Raw genomic sequence first — 13,469 nt, forward strand, 5'->3', positions numbered from 1 at the left:
CGTCACTCCGGCTCCTCGTCCCGCTCCGGCCGCCGGCGCCCGCGAGGGCGGTGGCCCCGCCCCCAGCCGTCGACGAGGGCGGCGACCAGGGCGAGCAGGACCACCGCGGCGAGCGCGAGCCACCAAGCCGTGTTCATGCCCGGACCGTACCGGCGCGAGCCGATGGCACGCGCCCCCTCCCGCCCCCGTACGCGGGCCTTCCAGCCGAACCGGTGACAGCACAGGTGAGTTCGCCCACAACGGCACCTGGTGGAGGAGCGACCGCAGGTTTTGCGCCTTACGCTCGACGCACCGCACGACCCCCGTCTTCCCACACCCGCCAGCGGAGGTTTCTGCTTCATGAAGCTCACCGTCGTCGGCTGCTCGGGGTCGTTCCCGTCCGCGGAATCGGCCTGCTCGAGCTACCTCGTCGAGGCCGACGGCTTCCGGCTGCTCCTCGACATGGGCAACGGCGCCCTGGGCGAGCTGCAGCGCCACTGCGGTCTCTACGACCTCGACGCGATCTTCCTCAGCCACCTGCACGCCGACCACTGCATCGACATGTGCGCCTACTTCGTGGCGCGTTACTACCGGCACGACGGCGGCCGCTGCGCCCCGCTGCCGGTCTACGGCCCCGAGGGCACCGAGCACCGGCTGACCACCGCCTACGCCGACACCCCCTCGGCCTCCTCCATGAGCGAGGTCTTCGACTTCCACACGGTCAAGCCGTCCACCTTCGAGATCGGCCCGTTCCTCGTGCACACCGAGCGCGTCGCGCACCCGGTCGAGGCGTACGGCATCCGCATCGAGCACGGCGGGAAGACGCTGACCTACTCCGGCGACACGGGGGCGACCCCGCTGCTGGACGGCCTCGCCCGGGACGCCGACCTCTTCCTGTGCGAGGCCGCCTTCACGCACGGCAAGGAGGACATCCCCGACCTGCACCTCAACGGCCGCGAGGCGGGGGAGTCGGCGGCCCGCGCGGGCGCCCGCCGGCTGATCCTCACGCACATCCCGCCGTGGACCGACCCGCAGGTCAACCTCACCGACGCCCGCGCGGTGTACGACGGCCCGGTGGGGCTGGCGGCGCCGGGGGCGACGTACGAGATCTGAGCCGCGGCACGCCCGGGCGCACGCCGAGGGCCCCGGAACCGTCGCGGTTCCGGGGCCCTCGGCGTCGTACGGAGCGGGCTACTTGGCCTCGGCCTTCTGCAGCTCCGCCAGCTCCTCGTCGGACTCGCGGCCCGGCGTCGGCAGGTTGAACTTGGTGATCGCGAAGCGGAAGACCACGTAGTACACCGCCGCGAACACCAGGCCGACCAGGGCCAGGCCCCACGGGTTGGTCGCGATGCCCAGGTTCAGGAAGAAGTCGACCGCGCCGGCCGAGAAGCCGAAGCCGTCCTTCATCCCCAGCGCCCAGGTCAGCGCCATGGACACACCGGTGAGGACCGCGTGGATGGCGTACAGGACCGGAGCGATGAACATGAACGTGAACTCGATCGGCTCCGTCACACCGGTGACGAACGAGGTCAGCGCCAGGGAGAACATCATGCCGCCGACGACCTTGCGGCGCTCGGGGCGGGCGCAGTGCACGATGGCCAGGCAGGCCGCGGGCAGCGCGAACATCATGATCGGGAAGAAGCCGGTCATGAACTGCCCGGCGGTCGGGTCGCCGGCCAGGAAGCGGGCTATGTCACCGCTCTTGCCCTCGTACTCGCCCGCCTGGAACCACGGGAAGGAGTTCAGCAGGTGGTGCATGCCGACCGGGATCAGGGCACGGTTGGCGACACCGAAGATGCCCGCGCCGACGGCGCCGGAGCCGACCAGCCACTCGCCGAAGTTGTGCAGACCCGTGCCGAGGACCGGCCAGATGTAGCCGAAGACGATGCCGATGAGCAGACCGGCGAAGGCCGACAGGATCGGGACCAGCCGGCGCCCGCCGAAGAAGCCCGCCCAGTCGGGCAGCTTGGTGCGGTAGAAGCGCTGGTAGAGCAGGGCGACGACGAGGCCCATGACCACGCCGCCGAGCACCTTGGCGTCCACCGCCTGTTCCACCATCACGATCTTGCCGTCGACGATGGCTTCCTTCTTCGGCAGGCTGCCGTCGGTGAACGTGCCGAGGACGTTCTTGAAGACCAGGTAGCCGACGACGGCGGCGAGCGCGGTCGAGCCGTCCGACTTCTTCGCGAAGCCGATGGCGATGCCGACCGCGAAGAGCAGGGCCATGTTGTCGAGGATCGCGTTGCCGCCGGCCGTCATGAAGGACGCGATCTTCGTCAGGAAGGCCGGGAACTCCGGACGGCCCAGCATGTCGGCGTTGCCGAGGCGCACCAGCAGCGCGGCGGCGGGCAGGACGGCCACCGGCAGCATCAGGCTGCGGCCGATGCGCTGCAGCACAGCCATCACGCCGGAGCCCTTCTTCTTCTCGGCCGCGGGAGCGGCGCTGGCCGTGGACACAACTTCCTCCAGTGGGCATGGCGCCGCCCGGGTGACAGGAGAGGACGGCGGCGTCCGGTGGTCTACACCAATGCGTGGTGCAGACCTGTTGTAGCACGATGAAGGCCGCATGAGGAACCCGCGGATGTGCGACCGCGGAACTACGCACGGTGCCCCCGCGGAACGCCGGAGAGCCCCCTTCGCGAGCACACCGAAAAGCCCCCGGAACTCACGGTTCCGAGGGCCGGCGCAGCCGCCCCGAGCCCAGGACGTCAGCGCCGCGCCGCGTCCTCCACCTCCTCCTCCGGCTCCCGCCCCGGGGTCCTCAGGTCGAACTTCATGATCGCGAAGCGGAAGACGGCGTAGTACACCGCCGCGAACACCAGGCCGATCGGAATGATCAGCCACGGCTTCGTCGCCAGGTTCCAGTTGATGACGTAGTCGATCAGACCCGCCGAGAAACTGAACCCGTCGCGCACCCCCAGCCCCCACGTCACCGCCATCGACACCCCCGTCAGCACCGCGTGCACCGCGTACAGCAGCGGCGCGATGAACAGGAACGAGTACTCGATCGGCTCCGTGATCCCCGTGACGAACGACGTCAGCCCCACCGACAGCATCAGCCCGCCGATCTCCTTGCGCCGCTCCGGCCTCGCACAGTGCGTGATCGCCAGCGCCGCCGCCGGCAGCGCGAACATCATGATCGGGAAGAACCCCGACAGGAACTGCCCCGCCTCCGGATCACCCGCCAGGAACATGTTGATGTCACCGTGCACCACCGTCCCGTCCGGCTTCGTGTACGAACCGAACTGGAACCAGATGGGCACGTTCAGGAACTGGTGCAGCCCCACCACCAGCAGCGCCCGGTTCGCCACCCCGAACACACCCGCGCCCCACGCGCCCAGCCCCGTCATCCAGTCGCTGAAACCCTCCAGCGCGTCACCGATCGGCGGCCAGACCCACAGACACAGCGCCGCGAACGCGATCGCCGCGAACGCCATGATGATCGGCACCAGCCGCCGCCCGTTGAAGAACCCCAGCCAGTCCACCAGCTTCGTCCGGTGGAACCGCTGCCACAGATACGCCGCCGTCAGACCGATGACGATGCCGCCGAACACCCCCGGATTCTGGTAGTCGAACGACGTCACCGTCCCGTCCGTCACCTGACAGCCGACGTTCGGCACCGCCTGAGACCCCTCCGGACAGTCCTTCGGGAACTGCCGCAGCACAGTGAAATAGACGAGGAACCCCACCACCGCCGCCAGCGCCGTCGACCCGTCCGCCTTCTTCGCCATCCCGATGGCCACACCCACACAGAACAGCAGCGGCAGCCCCAGCGACCCGTCCAGCAGCGCGCCGCCCGCCCCCGCCATCACCTTCGAGACGTTCGTCCACCCCAGACCGTCGTCCCCGAACACGTCCGGCTGCCCCAGCCGGTTGAGGATCCCCGCCGCCGGCAGCACCGCGATCGGCAACTGCAGACTGCGCCCCATCTTCTGCAGACCCTGGAACAACCGGTTCCAGCGCTCCCGCAGGGGACTCACCCCCGCGTCGGCGCCGGCGGAGCTCTCCGCGCTCATCACGTCCCCTTCGCTGGACGACCCGAGGGTTTGGCGGCAGTCCGCCCCGTGGTGTAGACCAGTGAGGCAGGACGGTCCCGCTGTCGTGACGCCCATCATCGAGCGCCCACGACATGACCGCTCGCAAAGATGGGCCAACTGTGGGTTACTGCGACAAAGCGGTTCGGATCAGGGAGAACGAACATGGCCACCAAGGCTGAGAAGATCGTTGCCGGGCTCGGCGGCATCGACAACATCGAAGAGGTCGAGGGCTGCATCACCCGCCTCCGCACCGAGGTCGTGGACCCCTCCAAGGTCGACGACGCCGCCCTCAAGGCCGCCGGCGCCCACGGCGTCGTCAAGATGGGCAGCGCCATCCAGGTCGTCATCGGCACCGACGCCGACCCCATCGCCGCCGAGATCGAAGACATGATGTGAGCCGCCGCGCCACCTGACACGCGCGGAGCGGCCACCCTCCGGCCGCCCCCGCACCCCGGGCCCCTTCCCGCCACGGAAGGGGCCCGCCCCGTCTACGGCTAGGCTCGACGCCATGTCTCGCATCGACGGCCGCACCCCCGAACAGCTCCGCCCCGTCACCATCGAACGCGGCTGGAGCAAACACGCCGAAGGCTCCGTCCTCGTCTCCTTCGGCGACACCAAAGTCCTCTGCACCGCCTCCGTCACCGAAGGCGTCCCCCGCTGGCGCAAGGGCAGCGGCGAGGGCTGGGTCACCGCCGAATACGCCATGCTCCCCCGCGCCACCAACACCCGCGGCGACCGCGAGTCCGTCCGCGGCCGCATCGGCGGCCGCACCCACGAGATCAGCCGCCTCATCGGCCGCTCCCTGCGCGCCGTCATCGACTACAAGGCCCTCGGCGAGAACACCGTCGTCCTCGACTGCGACGTCCTCCAGGCCGACGGCGGCACCCGCACCGCCGCCATCACCGGCGCCTACGTCGCCCTCGCCGACGCCATCGGCTGGGCCCAGGGCAGGAAACTCGTCAAGCCCGGCCGCAAACCCCTCACCGGCACCGTCGCCGCCGTCTCCGTCGGCATCGTCGCCGGCGTCCCCCTCCTCGACCTCTGCTACGAGGAGGACGTCCGCGCCGACACCGACATGAACGTCGTCTGCACCGGCGACGGCCGCTTCGTCGAGGTCCAGGGCACCGCCGAGGCCGAACCCTTCGCCCGCGACGAACTGAACGCCCTCCTCGACCTCGCCGTCACCGGCTGCACCGAACTCGCCGCCGCCCAGCGCGCCGCACTCGATACCCTCCTCGAAAAGTAAAAGACCCCCCAAGGACCGTGGTCGGCGCGGAGCAACCGCGCCGGCCGCCGCCGCGTCTGAAGGGATACGGGCGCACGGACACCACCCCGCGCACCCGCCGACGACCGGGCCCCACCGGCCCGACGAGGGAGGAAACGTTCCATGGCCGCGAGCCGCCGACGCCGCACCGCAGCCGTCGCCGCCACCCTGGCGGCCGTCGCGCTCACCGCCGGACTCACCACCGGCTGCTCAGCCGTCGACAAGGCACTCGACTGCGTCCGCACCGCCGACGCCGTCGCCGAGAGCGTCGCCGACATGCAACAGGCCGTCGAGAACGCCTCCAACGACGTCACCCAGCTCGAGGAAGCCCTCGACTCCGTCGACCAGAACCTCGGCAAGCTCCGCGACGAGACCGACAACGCCGACGTCGGCAAGGCCGTCGACGACCTCGAGAAGGCCGTCGACAACGTCCGCACCTCCCTCGACAACGGCGACACCACCCCCGACCTCAGCCCCGTCACCGACGCGGCCGGCGAACTCACCAAGGTCTGCACCCCGTAGTGACGGCCCCGGTCACGGGCCCAGGGATACTGGGCCCATGACCCGCCTGATCCTCGCCACCCGCAACGCCGGAAAGATCATCGAACTCCGCTCGATCCTCGCCGACGCGGGACTGCCCCACGAACTCGTCGGCGCCGACGCCTACCCCGACGTCCCCGACGTCAAGGAGACCGGCGTCACCTTCGCCGAGAACGCCCTCCTCAAGGCCCACGCCCTCGCCCGGGCCACCGGCCTGCCCGCCGTCGCCGACGACTCCGGCCTCTGCGTCGACGTCCTCGGCGGCGCCCCCGGCATCTTCTCCGCCCGCTGGTCCGGCCGCCACGGCGACGACGAGGCCAACCTCGGCCTCCTCCTCGCCCAGCTCGCCGACATCGCCGACGGACACCGCGGCGCGTACTTCGCCTGCGCGGCCGCCCTCGCCCTCCCCGACGGCACCGAGCGCGTCGTCGAGGGCCGCCTCAACGGCACCCTCCGCCACGCCCCCGCCGGCACGAACGGCTTCGGCTACGACCCGATCCTCCAGCCGGAGGGCGAGACCCGCACGTGCGCGGAGCTGTCCCCGGAGGAGAAGAACGCGATCAGCCACCGCGGCAAGGCGTTCCGGGGGCTGGTGCCGGTGGTGCGGGAGCTGCTGGGCTGAGCGAAGAAGAAGGTCCCCCCGGATCGGGTGGACCTTCTCTCACGTGTGCGGCCGGAGGGACTCGAACCCTCAAGGGATCTCTCCCACAGCATCCTAAGTGCTGCGCGTAGGCCAATTCCGCCACGGCCGCTCGCGCGCTCATGCTACCCGGCCAGGCGCTCCGACAGTCGGGCGTCCGATGGGCTCCGCGCCCACCCCGGCACCATGTACTGGTGATCGCATGGCAGTTGGGACACAGCAACCGCAGGTTCTCCCGCCGATCGTCACTCCGGTCCCCGTCGATGTGATCGATCTCCAGGGTCATCGGCTTGCCGAGCCACTCGGGCCCCGTACCGCATTCGGCGCACTCGTTCGGCACGCCGGCTCCGAGCAGCGCCCGGCGAGGTGCCGACGCCGGGCCGCCTCATGCGGGTCAGCGCGTACCGCCGTGTCGAACTCCCCGGACCCACCCCAGCCGCACCAGCGCCTCCGACAGCGTCCGTGCTCCCCGGGCGGATTCCTCCAGCCGTTCCTTCGTGTGCACGCTCGCCCCCATCGATCCCCTCCGTCGCCCGGCCACGTGTTCGTGGTCCCGTACGGAGCAACGAACCGGATGCCGGACGGCCGCGCACGGAAAGCGGAACGGCCTGTACCGGGATTCCGGTACAGGCCGTTCCGCAGGGGCGGCCGGGTCAGATGCCCAAGTCCTTGATGATCTTGGCCACGTGGCCCGTCGCGCGGACGTTGTAGAGGGCGTGCTCGACCTTGCCCTGTTCGTCGACGACGATCGTGGAGCGGATGACGCCCATGTAGGTGCGGCCGTAGTTCTTCTTCTCGCCGTACGCGCCGTAGGCGTCCAGGACCTTCTTGTCCGGGTCGGCGAGGAGGGTGACCTCGAGGGACTCCTTCTCGCGGAACTTCGCGAGCTTCTCCGGCGCGTCCGGGGAGATGCCGACCACGTCGTAGCCGGCGCCGGCCAGCAGGTCGAGGTTGTCGGTGAAGTCGCACGCCTGCTTGGTGCAGCCGGGGGTCAGGGCCGCCGGGTAGAAGTAGACGATGACCTTGCGGCCCCTGTGGTCGGCCAGCGACACCTCGTTGCCGTCGGCGTCGGGCAGGGTGAAGGCGGGGGCCTCGTCCCCGGGCTTGAGGCGTTCGCTCATCGGTCTGGTCTCCTCGTACGTGCCGCACTGCGTGGATCGGGTGCCGGGATCGAGGGTAACCGGGGGTCCTGACAGTGCGGCGCGGCGTGAAGCTGACAGACTGTCCGGCACAGGCAACACAGCGGATTGCGGAGGCGACACGGTGGCGGACACGGCGGACACCAGGACCCCGGCGCAGATCGAGGCGGACATCGAGCGTCGCCGTGCGGCGCTGGCCGAGACCCTGGACGAGATCGGGGTGCGGGTGCACCCGAGGACGATCGTGGGGGACGCGAAGGCCAGGGTCGTGTCGAACGTGGACCACACGCTGGGGCGCGCCTATGTGAGCGTGAACCGCGTGGTGAGCGAGGTGAAGGCGCAGTTCGTGGACGAGACGGGCGCGCCGCGGCTGGAGCGGGTGGTTCCGGTGGGACTGCTGGTGGCGGGGGTCGTGGGGCTGCTGGTGGCCGGGTCCCGTCGGCGGCGGGACTGAGGTGCGGTCCGTCGGTCACCCCTCCCGTACAGGTCCGTCGTCGAGGCAGGTAGGTTTCAGACTGTGAGCGCCAACAGAAACGACAGTTCCCCGCACGACAAGCTGCCGATCCGGATGCTGCACGACCGTGTGCTCGTGCGGCAGGAGACCGGTGAGGGCGAGCGGCGTTCGGGGGGCGGCATTCTGATTCCCGCGACGGCGGCGGTGGGCCGTCGGCTGGCCTGGGCCGAGGTGGTCGCGGTGGGTCAGAACGTGCGGACGGTGGAGCCGGGTGACCGGGTGCTGTTCGATCCGGAGGACCGTGCGGAGGTCGAGGTGCGCGGGACGGCGTACGTGCTGATGCGGGAGCGGGATCTGCACGCGGTGGCCGCGGACCGTTTCGAGGGGTCGGAGGACTCGACCGGGCTGTACCTGTAGCCCGGTGTCGCGAGGGGCCGGTGACGGGTGTCACCGGCCCTTTTCGTGGGGTGGGCTACCGTGGGAGGTCCTGTGCGGCCCGGCCGTGCGGGCCCCGACGAGACGCGCCGTACCGGGGTGAAGGCAAAGACGACGCACCCCCGTTTCGCTGTCGTGTCCCGGAGGTGCCTGTCATGGCGTGGGTTCTGCTGGTGGTCGCCGGTCTGCTGGAGGTGGGCTGGGCGATCGGCATGAAGTACACGGACGGGTTCACCCGTCTGTGGCCGAGCGTGCTGACCGGTGCGGGCATCGTGTCGAGCATGCTGCTGCTGTCGTACGCGGCGCGGACGCTGCCGATCGGGACGGCGTACGGCGTGTGGGTGGGGATCGGCGCGGCCGGGGCGGCGGTGCTGGGCATGGTGGTGCTGGGGGAGCCGGTGACGGCGGCCCGGATCTTCTTCATCTGTCTGCTGCTGGTGGCCGTGGTGGGTCTGAAGGCGACGTCGGGTCACTGAGCCGGTTGTTCCGCCCCGGTTCCGGCGTCAGTTCCAGCGGCGTCCGTCGAGGGCGCCGCTGAGGCCGCCGGGGCCGGGGAGTTCGTCGCGGTTGGAGCCGTCGTCGGTGGGGCCGCCGGCGCCCCCGCCTCCCGTGCCGGCGCCGTCGCCGGTGCCGTCGCCGGTGGGGGATCCGGTGGTCCCTCCGGTGCCGTCCTGGTCCTCGCCGTTCTCGCCGCTCCCGTCGGTCCCGTCTTCTCCGCCGTCGTCGCCGGTGCCGCTGCCGCCGCCGTCGGGGGTGCCGCCGGTGTCCTCGTCGTCGGGAGCCGCGGTGCCGGGGGTGCCGGAGGCGTCGGGGGCGGAGGGGGCGTCGGAGGAGGACGGGCCGGTGCCGTCGTCGGGGGCGGGCGGCTGGCTCTCGTGGGCGCCGGGCTGGAGGCGCAGGTCGAAGGAGCGCACGGGCTGTCCCTCGAGGGCGTCGCGGGTGTACTGGCCCCAGATCTCGGCGGGGGCGCCGCCGCCGTTGACGCGGGGCAGGCCCATGGCGCCGTAGAGGGACTTGTGGCCGGCGGTGACGGGGTCCTGGCCCATGACGGCGACGACGGTGGCGAGGTCGGGGGTGTAGCCGGCGAACCAGGCTGCGGTGTCCTCCTCGGCGGTGCCGGTCTTGCCGGCGGCGGGGCGGCCGGAGGTCTGGGCGGCGGTGGCGGTGCCGTTCTCGACGACGCCCTTGAGGACGGAGGTGGTGGTGTCGGCGGCCTCGCGGCTGACGGCCTGCCGGGTGCGGCGTTCGGGGAGGGTGAGGTCGCGGCCGTTCCGGGTGACCTTCTCGACGAGGGTGTACGGGGTGTGCTTGCCGTGGTGGGCGAGGGTGGCGTACGCCTGGGCCATGTCGAGGACGCTGGCGGTGGCGACGCCGAGGGCGATGGAGGGGCCGGCGTCGTCGAGGCTGGGGGTGTCGGGGGAGAGGCCGAGGTCGACGGCGGTCTGCCGGACCTTGTCGGGGCCGACGTCGACGGCCATCTGGGCGTAGACGGCGTTGACGGACTTGTCGGTGGCCTCGCTGACGGTGATGTCGCCGTAGTCCTGGTGGTCCTCGTTCTCGGGTGCGTAGCGTTCGCCGGGCCAGCCCTGGACGGGGCGTTCGCTGGTGCCGTCGTAGCGGGTGTTCGGGGTGATGGGGCGGCCGTCCTGGGTGCGGGAGCGGTTCTCGACGGCGGCGGTGAAGACGAACGGTTTGAAGGAGGAGCCGGTCTGGAAGTCCCGGCGGGTGGCGTTGGGGGTGTACTGCTTGACGTAGTCGACGCCGTTGTACATCGCGACGACCTTGCCGGTCTTCGGGTCGATGGAGGCGCCGCCGGCGCGGACGTAGGTGTCGACCTCGCGGTTCTCCTGGTCGAGGCGGTCCATGAGGTTGTCGTCGACGGCCTTGACGAAGGCGTCCTGCTTGTCCTTCTGCAGGGTGGTGGTGATGCGGTAGCCGCCGGCGTCGAGGGAGGCCTCGTCGACGATCTCGTTGTCGACGAGGTGTTCCTTGACGACGTTGACGATGTAGCCGCGCTGGCCGGACATGCCGGTGGAGTGGGTGGTGCGCTTGGGCACGGGGAAGGTGAGGCGGGCGCGTTCGGCGGGGTCGAGCCAGCCTTCGTCGACCATGCCGTCGAGGACGTAGTTCCAGCGGTCCTCGACGAAGGCGCGGTTCTCGGGGTGGGCGACGACGTCGTACTGGCTGGGGGCGTTGACGAGGGCGGCGAGGTAGGCGGCGCGGCCGGCGTCGAGTTCGGAGGCGTCCATGTCGTAGTAGGCGTGGGCGGCGGCCTGGATGCCGTAGGCGCCGCGGCCGAAGAAGCTGGTGTTGAGGTAGCCCTCGAGGATCTCGTCCTTGGTCTGGTTGCGGTCCAGCTTGATGGCGATGAAGAACTCCTTCACCTTGCGGGTGACGGTCTGTTCCTGGCGCAGGTAGTAGTTCTTCACGTACTGCTGGGTGATGGTGGAGCCGGACTGCTTGCCCTTGCCGGTGAGGGTGTTCCAGGCGCCGCGGACCATGGCCTGGGGGTCGACGGCGGACGCGGTGTAGAAGTCGCGGTCCTCGGCGGCCAGCATGGCGTGCCGGGCGTCCTCGGAGATCTGGGAGAGCGTGACGTTCTCGCGGTTGACCTCGCCGTCGCGGGCGATGACGGAGCCGTCGGCGTAGAGGTAGACGTTGGCCTGCTGGGTGGCGAGGGCGTTGGCGGCGGGGATCTGGACGAGGGCGTAGCCGAGGAGGAAGCCGCCGGCGAGGAGCAGGGCGGTGACGAGGAACGCGCCGAGGACCATGCGCCGGGTGGGGACGAGGCGGCGCCAGCCGGTGCGGCGGGCCTTGAGGGCGGCCCGGCGTTCCTCGCGGGCGGCCTTCTTCGCCGCGGCGGGGCCGGTTCCGCTTTTTCCGCCGGGTTCGTCCGTCCGCGTGAGGGCGGGGTCGTCCGTCCGTGGGGCGTCCGGTGTGGCGTCGGGCGGGCCGCCGGCCGGCGCCGTGTCGCGGGGACCTGTGTCACGGGCCTCGCCGCCGTTCTTCCGCTGCGGGGCGTCGGCCGCCTGAGGCTCGTGCGACGCCCGGTCCGGACGGGGCTTCTTCGGCTGCGGCTCGTCGCTCATGTCGTGCACGGACTCCTGATTCGCCTCGTTCGGTCCCGTACGCCTCATGCGTGTGCGTACGCCTCGTGCGTCCTCTTATTGAAGACTGTCGCATCCGTCGTCGCGTTCGCCGGGCGGCGACGCGCGTCGTGCACCGTGCGGCTTGTCACCCGTACGGTCGCGCCGGGTGTTCACCTGACCGGAGGACGGGCCGGAAAACCCGTGGCGGCGGATCTGCCGCACGCCGTAGGCTCCTGCGCTTCGGTGCGGGCGGCGGAGGGGGACGGAAGGCGTGGGTTCGGCACGGTTGTACCTGGCCGTGGCGGTGCGGGGTTTCCGGCGGTACGCGTCGTACCGGGCGGCGACCGCGGCCGGGGTGTTCACCAACACGGTGTTCGGGCTGATCCTCGTGTACACGTACCTGGCGCTGTGGGACGAGCGTCCGGACCTCGGCGGGTACGACCAGGCCCAGGCGGTGACGTACGTGTGGCTGGGGCAGTGCCTGTTCGCGGCGCTGGCGCTGCAGGGCGGGGGCGTCGAGGCGGAACTGATGGAGCGCATCCGCACCGGTGAGATCGCGGTGGACCTGTACCGGCCGGCGGATCTGCAGCTGTGGTGGCTGGCGGGCGACCTGGGCCGGGCGGTGTTCCAGCTGCTGGGGCGCGGGGTGGTGCCGTTCCTGGTGGGCGGGCTGTTCTTCCCGACGGCGCTGCCCTCGCGCTTCGACACCTGGGCGTGGTTCGCGGTGGCGCTGGCGCTGGCGGCCGTGGTGAGCTTCGCGATCCGCTACCTGATGGCGCTGAGCGTGTTCTGGCTGCTGGACGGCACGGGCGTGAGCCAGGTGATGATGATCCTCGGGGCGTTCTTCTCGGGCATGGTGCTGCCGCTGAACGTCTTCCCGGGCGGGTTCGGCGACGTGGCGCGGGCGCTGCCGTGGGCGGCGCAGCTGCAGGTGCCGGCGGACGTGCTGATGGGGGAGACGGCGGTGGCGGGGGCGTTCGCCTTCCAGGCGGTGTGGGCGGTGGTGCTGCTGGCGGCGGGCCGGCTGGTGCAGTCGGCGGCCACGCGCCGGGTGGTGGTGCAGGGTGGCTGAGCGCGGCGGGGTGCGGGAGGGGCTGCGGGCGTACCGGATGATCGCCGGGATGTGGGTGCGGTCCGGCATGACCTACCGGGTGTCGTTCGTGGTCACGCTGCTGGGCAACCTGGTGATGACCGGGCTGGACTTCGTGGGGATCCTGCTGATGTTCTCGCAGGTCGACTCGCTGGCCGGCTGGTCGCTGCCCGAGGTGGCGTTCCTGTACGCGGCGTCGGTGACGTCGTTCGGGCTCGCGCACCTCGCGGCGGGTTCGATGACGCAGCTGGGGTCGCGGATCCGGGACGGTTCCTTCGACGTGCTGCTGGTGCGTCCCGTGCCGGTGCTCGCGCAGGTCGGCGGGGACCGCTTCTCGCTGCGCCGCTTCGGCCGGGTCGCGCAGGGCGGGGTGGTGCTGGGCTGGGCGCTGGTGGCGGCGGACGTCGACTGGACGGTGTCGAAGGCGCTGCTGGTGCCGCTGATGGTGGTGTCCGGCGCGGCGATCTTCATGGCGGTGTTCGTGGCGGGCGCGGCGTTCCAGATCTACGCGCAGGACGCGGCGGAGGTGCAGAACGCGTTCACGTACGGCGGGACGACGATGCTGCAGTACCCACCGGCGGTGTTCGGGAAGGACCTGGTGCGCGGGGTGACGTTCGTGCTGCCGCTCGCCTTCGTCAACTGGGTGCCCGCCGCCCATGTCCTGGGGCGCCCGTACCCGCTGGCGCTGCCGGGGTGGGCGGCGTTCGCGTCGCCGCTGGTGGCGGCGGGGTGCTGCGCGCTGGCGGGTCTGGCGTGGCGGACCGGTCTCAGGTCGTACAGGAGCGTGGGGAGTTGAGCGGGC

Annotated in this window: 15 protein-coding genes, 1 tRNA gene, 1 pseudogene and 1 riboswitch; of the genes and pseudogenes, 10 read left to right on the top strand and 7 right to left on the bottom strand. The window is 71.1% G+C overall.

Annotated features, from left to right (window positions below; all coding sequences use genetic code 11):
- Positions 1–2: 2 nt before the first annotated feature.
- Entirely contained in the window at positions 3–137 is a 135-nt protein-coding gene (locus C1708_RS35685) for a hypothetical protein (RefSeq protein WP_106414017.1), read from the bottom strand.
- 202 nt (positions 138–339) lie between these two features.
- On the opposite strand from C1708_RS35685, the gene C1708_RS20315 reads away from it, so the two are divergent.
- The gene (locus tag C1708_RS20315) at positions 340–1,092 is read left to right on the top strand and encodes an MBL fold metallo-hydrolase (RefSeq protein WP_106414018.1); all 753 of its coding nucleotides are present in this window, start codon (positions 340–342) and stop codon (positions 1,090–1,092) included.
- A 78-nt stretch (positions 1,093–1,170) separates the two neighbouring features.
- On the opposite strand, the gene C1708_RS20320 is transcribed toward C1708_RS20315, so the two are convergent.
- A complete protein-coding gene (locus C1708_RS20320; RefSeq protein WP_106414019.1) occupies positions 1,171–2,436 on the bottom strand; it encodes a PTS transporter subunit EIIC in 1,266 nt (421 codons plus the stop codon).
- 251 nt (positions 2,437–2,687) lie between these two features.
- Positions 2,688–3,995: a PTS transporter subunit EIIC gene (locus C1708_RS20325; RefSeq protein ID WP_106414020.1), complete on the bottom strand. Its 1,308-nt coding sequence runs from the start codon at positions 3,993–3,995 to the stop codon at positions 2,688–2,690.
- A gap of 183 nt (positions 3,996–4,178) precedes the next feature.
- Here C1708_RS20325 and C1708_RS20330 point away from each other — a divergent pair, with 183 nt between their 5' ends.
- From C1708_RS20330 to rdgB, 4 genes are all read left to right on the top strand, one after another.
- Entirely contained in the window at positions 4,179–4,412 is a 234-nt protein-coding gene (locus C1708_RS20330) for a PTS sugar transporter subunit IIB (RefSeq protein WP_006131663.1), read from the top strand.
- A 112-nt stretch (positions 4,413–4,524) separates the two neighbouring features.
- Positions 4,525–5,262 (top strand): ribonuclease PH, encoded by a 738-nt coding sequence (gene rph, locus C1708_RS20335; protein ID WP_106414021.1) that lies wholly within the window; start codon positions 4,525–4,527, stop codon positions 5,260–5,262.
- A 141-nt stretch (positions 5,263–5,403) separates the two neighbouring features.
- Positions 5,404–5,802: a hypothetical protein gene (locus C1708_RS20340; RefSeq protein WP_106414022.1), complete on the top strand. Its 399-nt coding sequence runs from the start codon at positions 5,404–5,406 to the stop codon at positions 5,800–5,802.
- 37 nt (positions 5,803–5,839) lie between these two features.
- Positions 5,840–6,442, top strand: coding sequence for an RdgB/HAM1 family non-canonical purine NTP pyrophosphatase (gene rdgB / locus C1708_RS20345; RefSeq protein WP_106414023.1), 603 nt, complete (start codon positions 5,840–5,842; stop codon positions 6,440–6,442).
- A gap of 46 nt (positions 6,443–6,488) precedes the next feature.
- Here the strand turns inward: rdgB and C1708_RS20350 are convergent.
- The 3 genes and pseudogenes from C1708_RS20350 to bcp all read right to left on the bottom strand — a co-directional run bounded on the left by C1708_RS20350 (position 6,489) and on the right by bcp (position 7,581).
- Positions 6,489–6,572 (bottom strand) — tRNA-Leu (locus tag C1708_RS20350).
- A gap of 57 nt (positions 6,573–6,629) precedes the next feature.
- Positions 6,630–6,824 (bottom strand): annotated as a pseudogene (locus tag C1708_RS35850) (HNH endonuclease); the annotation flags it as partial.
- Positions 6,825–7,113: 289 nt separating this feature from the next.
- Positions 7,114–7,581, bottom strand: a complete 468-nt coding sequence (gene bcp, locus C1708_RS20360) for a thioredoxin-dependent thiol peroxidase (RefSeq protein WP_106414024.1) — start codon at positions 7,579–7,581, stop codon at positions 7,114–7,116.
- A gap of 142 nt (positions 7,582–7,723) precedes the next feature.
- On the opposite strand from bcp, the gene C1708_RS20365 reads away from it, so the two are divergent.
- The 3 genes from C1708_RS20365 to C1708_RS20375 all read left to right on the top strand — a co-directional run bounded on the left by C1708_RS20365 (position 7,724) and on the right by C1708_RS20375 (position 8,964).
- The gene (locus tag C1708_RS20365) at positions 7,724–8,053 is read left to right on the top strand and encodes a DUF3618 domain-containing protein (RefSeq protein WP_106414025.1); all 330 of its coding nucleotides are present in this window, start codon (positions 7,724–7,726) and stop codon (positions 8,051–8,053) included.
- A gap of 114 nt (positions 8,054–8,167) precedes the next feature.
- Complete coding sequence (locus C1708_RS20370) at positions 8,168–8,470, top strand: GroES family chaperonin (RefSeq protein WP_156698885.1); 303 nt, start codon at positions 8,168–8,170, stop codon at positions 8,468–8,470.
- 72 nt (positions 8,471–8,542) lie between these two features.
- A riboswitch (guanidine-III (ykkC-III) riboswitch) is annotated at positions 8,543–8,609 on the top strand.
- A 34-nt stretch (positions 8,610–8,643) separates the two neighbouring features.
- A complete protein-coding gene (locus C1708_RS20375; RefSeq protein WP_106414026.1) occupies positions 8,644–8,964 on the top strand; it encodes a DMT family transporter in 321 nt (106 codons plus the stop codon).
- Positions 8,965–8,991: 27 nt separating this feature from the next.
- On the opposite strand, the gene C1708_RS20380 is transcribed toward C1708_RS20375, so the two are convergent.
- Positions 8,992–11,577 (bottom strand): transglycosylase domain-containing protein, encoded by a 2,586-nt coding sequence (locus tag C1708_RS20380; RefSeq protein ID WP_106416395.1) that lies wholly within the window; start codon positions 11,575–11,577, stop codon positions 8,992–8,994.
- 286 nt (positions 11,578–11,863) lie between these two features.
- Between C1708_RS20380 and C1708_RS20385 the strand changes: the two genes are divergently transcribed.
- Both C1708_RS20385 and C1708_RS20390 read left to right on the top strand, forming a co-directional pair.
- Entirely contained in the window at positions 11,864–12,649 is a 786-nt protein-coding gene (locus C1708_RS20385; protein WP_106414027.1) for an ABC transporter permease, read from the top strand.
- A complete protein-coding gene (locus C1708_RS20390) occupies positions 12,642–13,463 on the top strand; it encodes an ABC transporter permease (RefSeq protein ID WP_106414028.1) in 822 nt (273 codons plus the stop codon). Before C1708_RS20385 ends, C1708_RS20390 begins: the two co-directional genes overlap by 8 nt.
- The last annotated feature ends 6 nt before the right edge of the window (positions 13,464–13,469 follow it).

The sequence above is a fragment of the Streptomyces sp. DH-12 genome (assembly GCF_002899455.1).
Classification (GTDB): Bacteria; Actinomycetota; Actinomycetes; order Streptomycetales; family Streptomycetaceae; genus Streptomyces.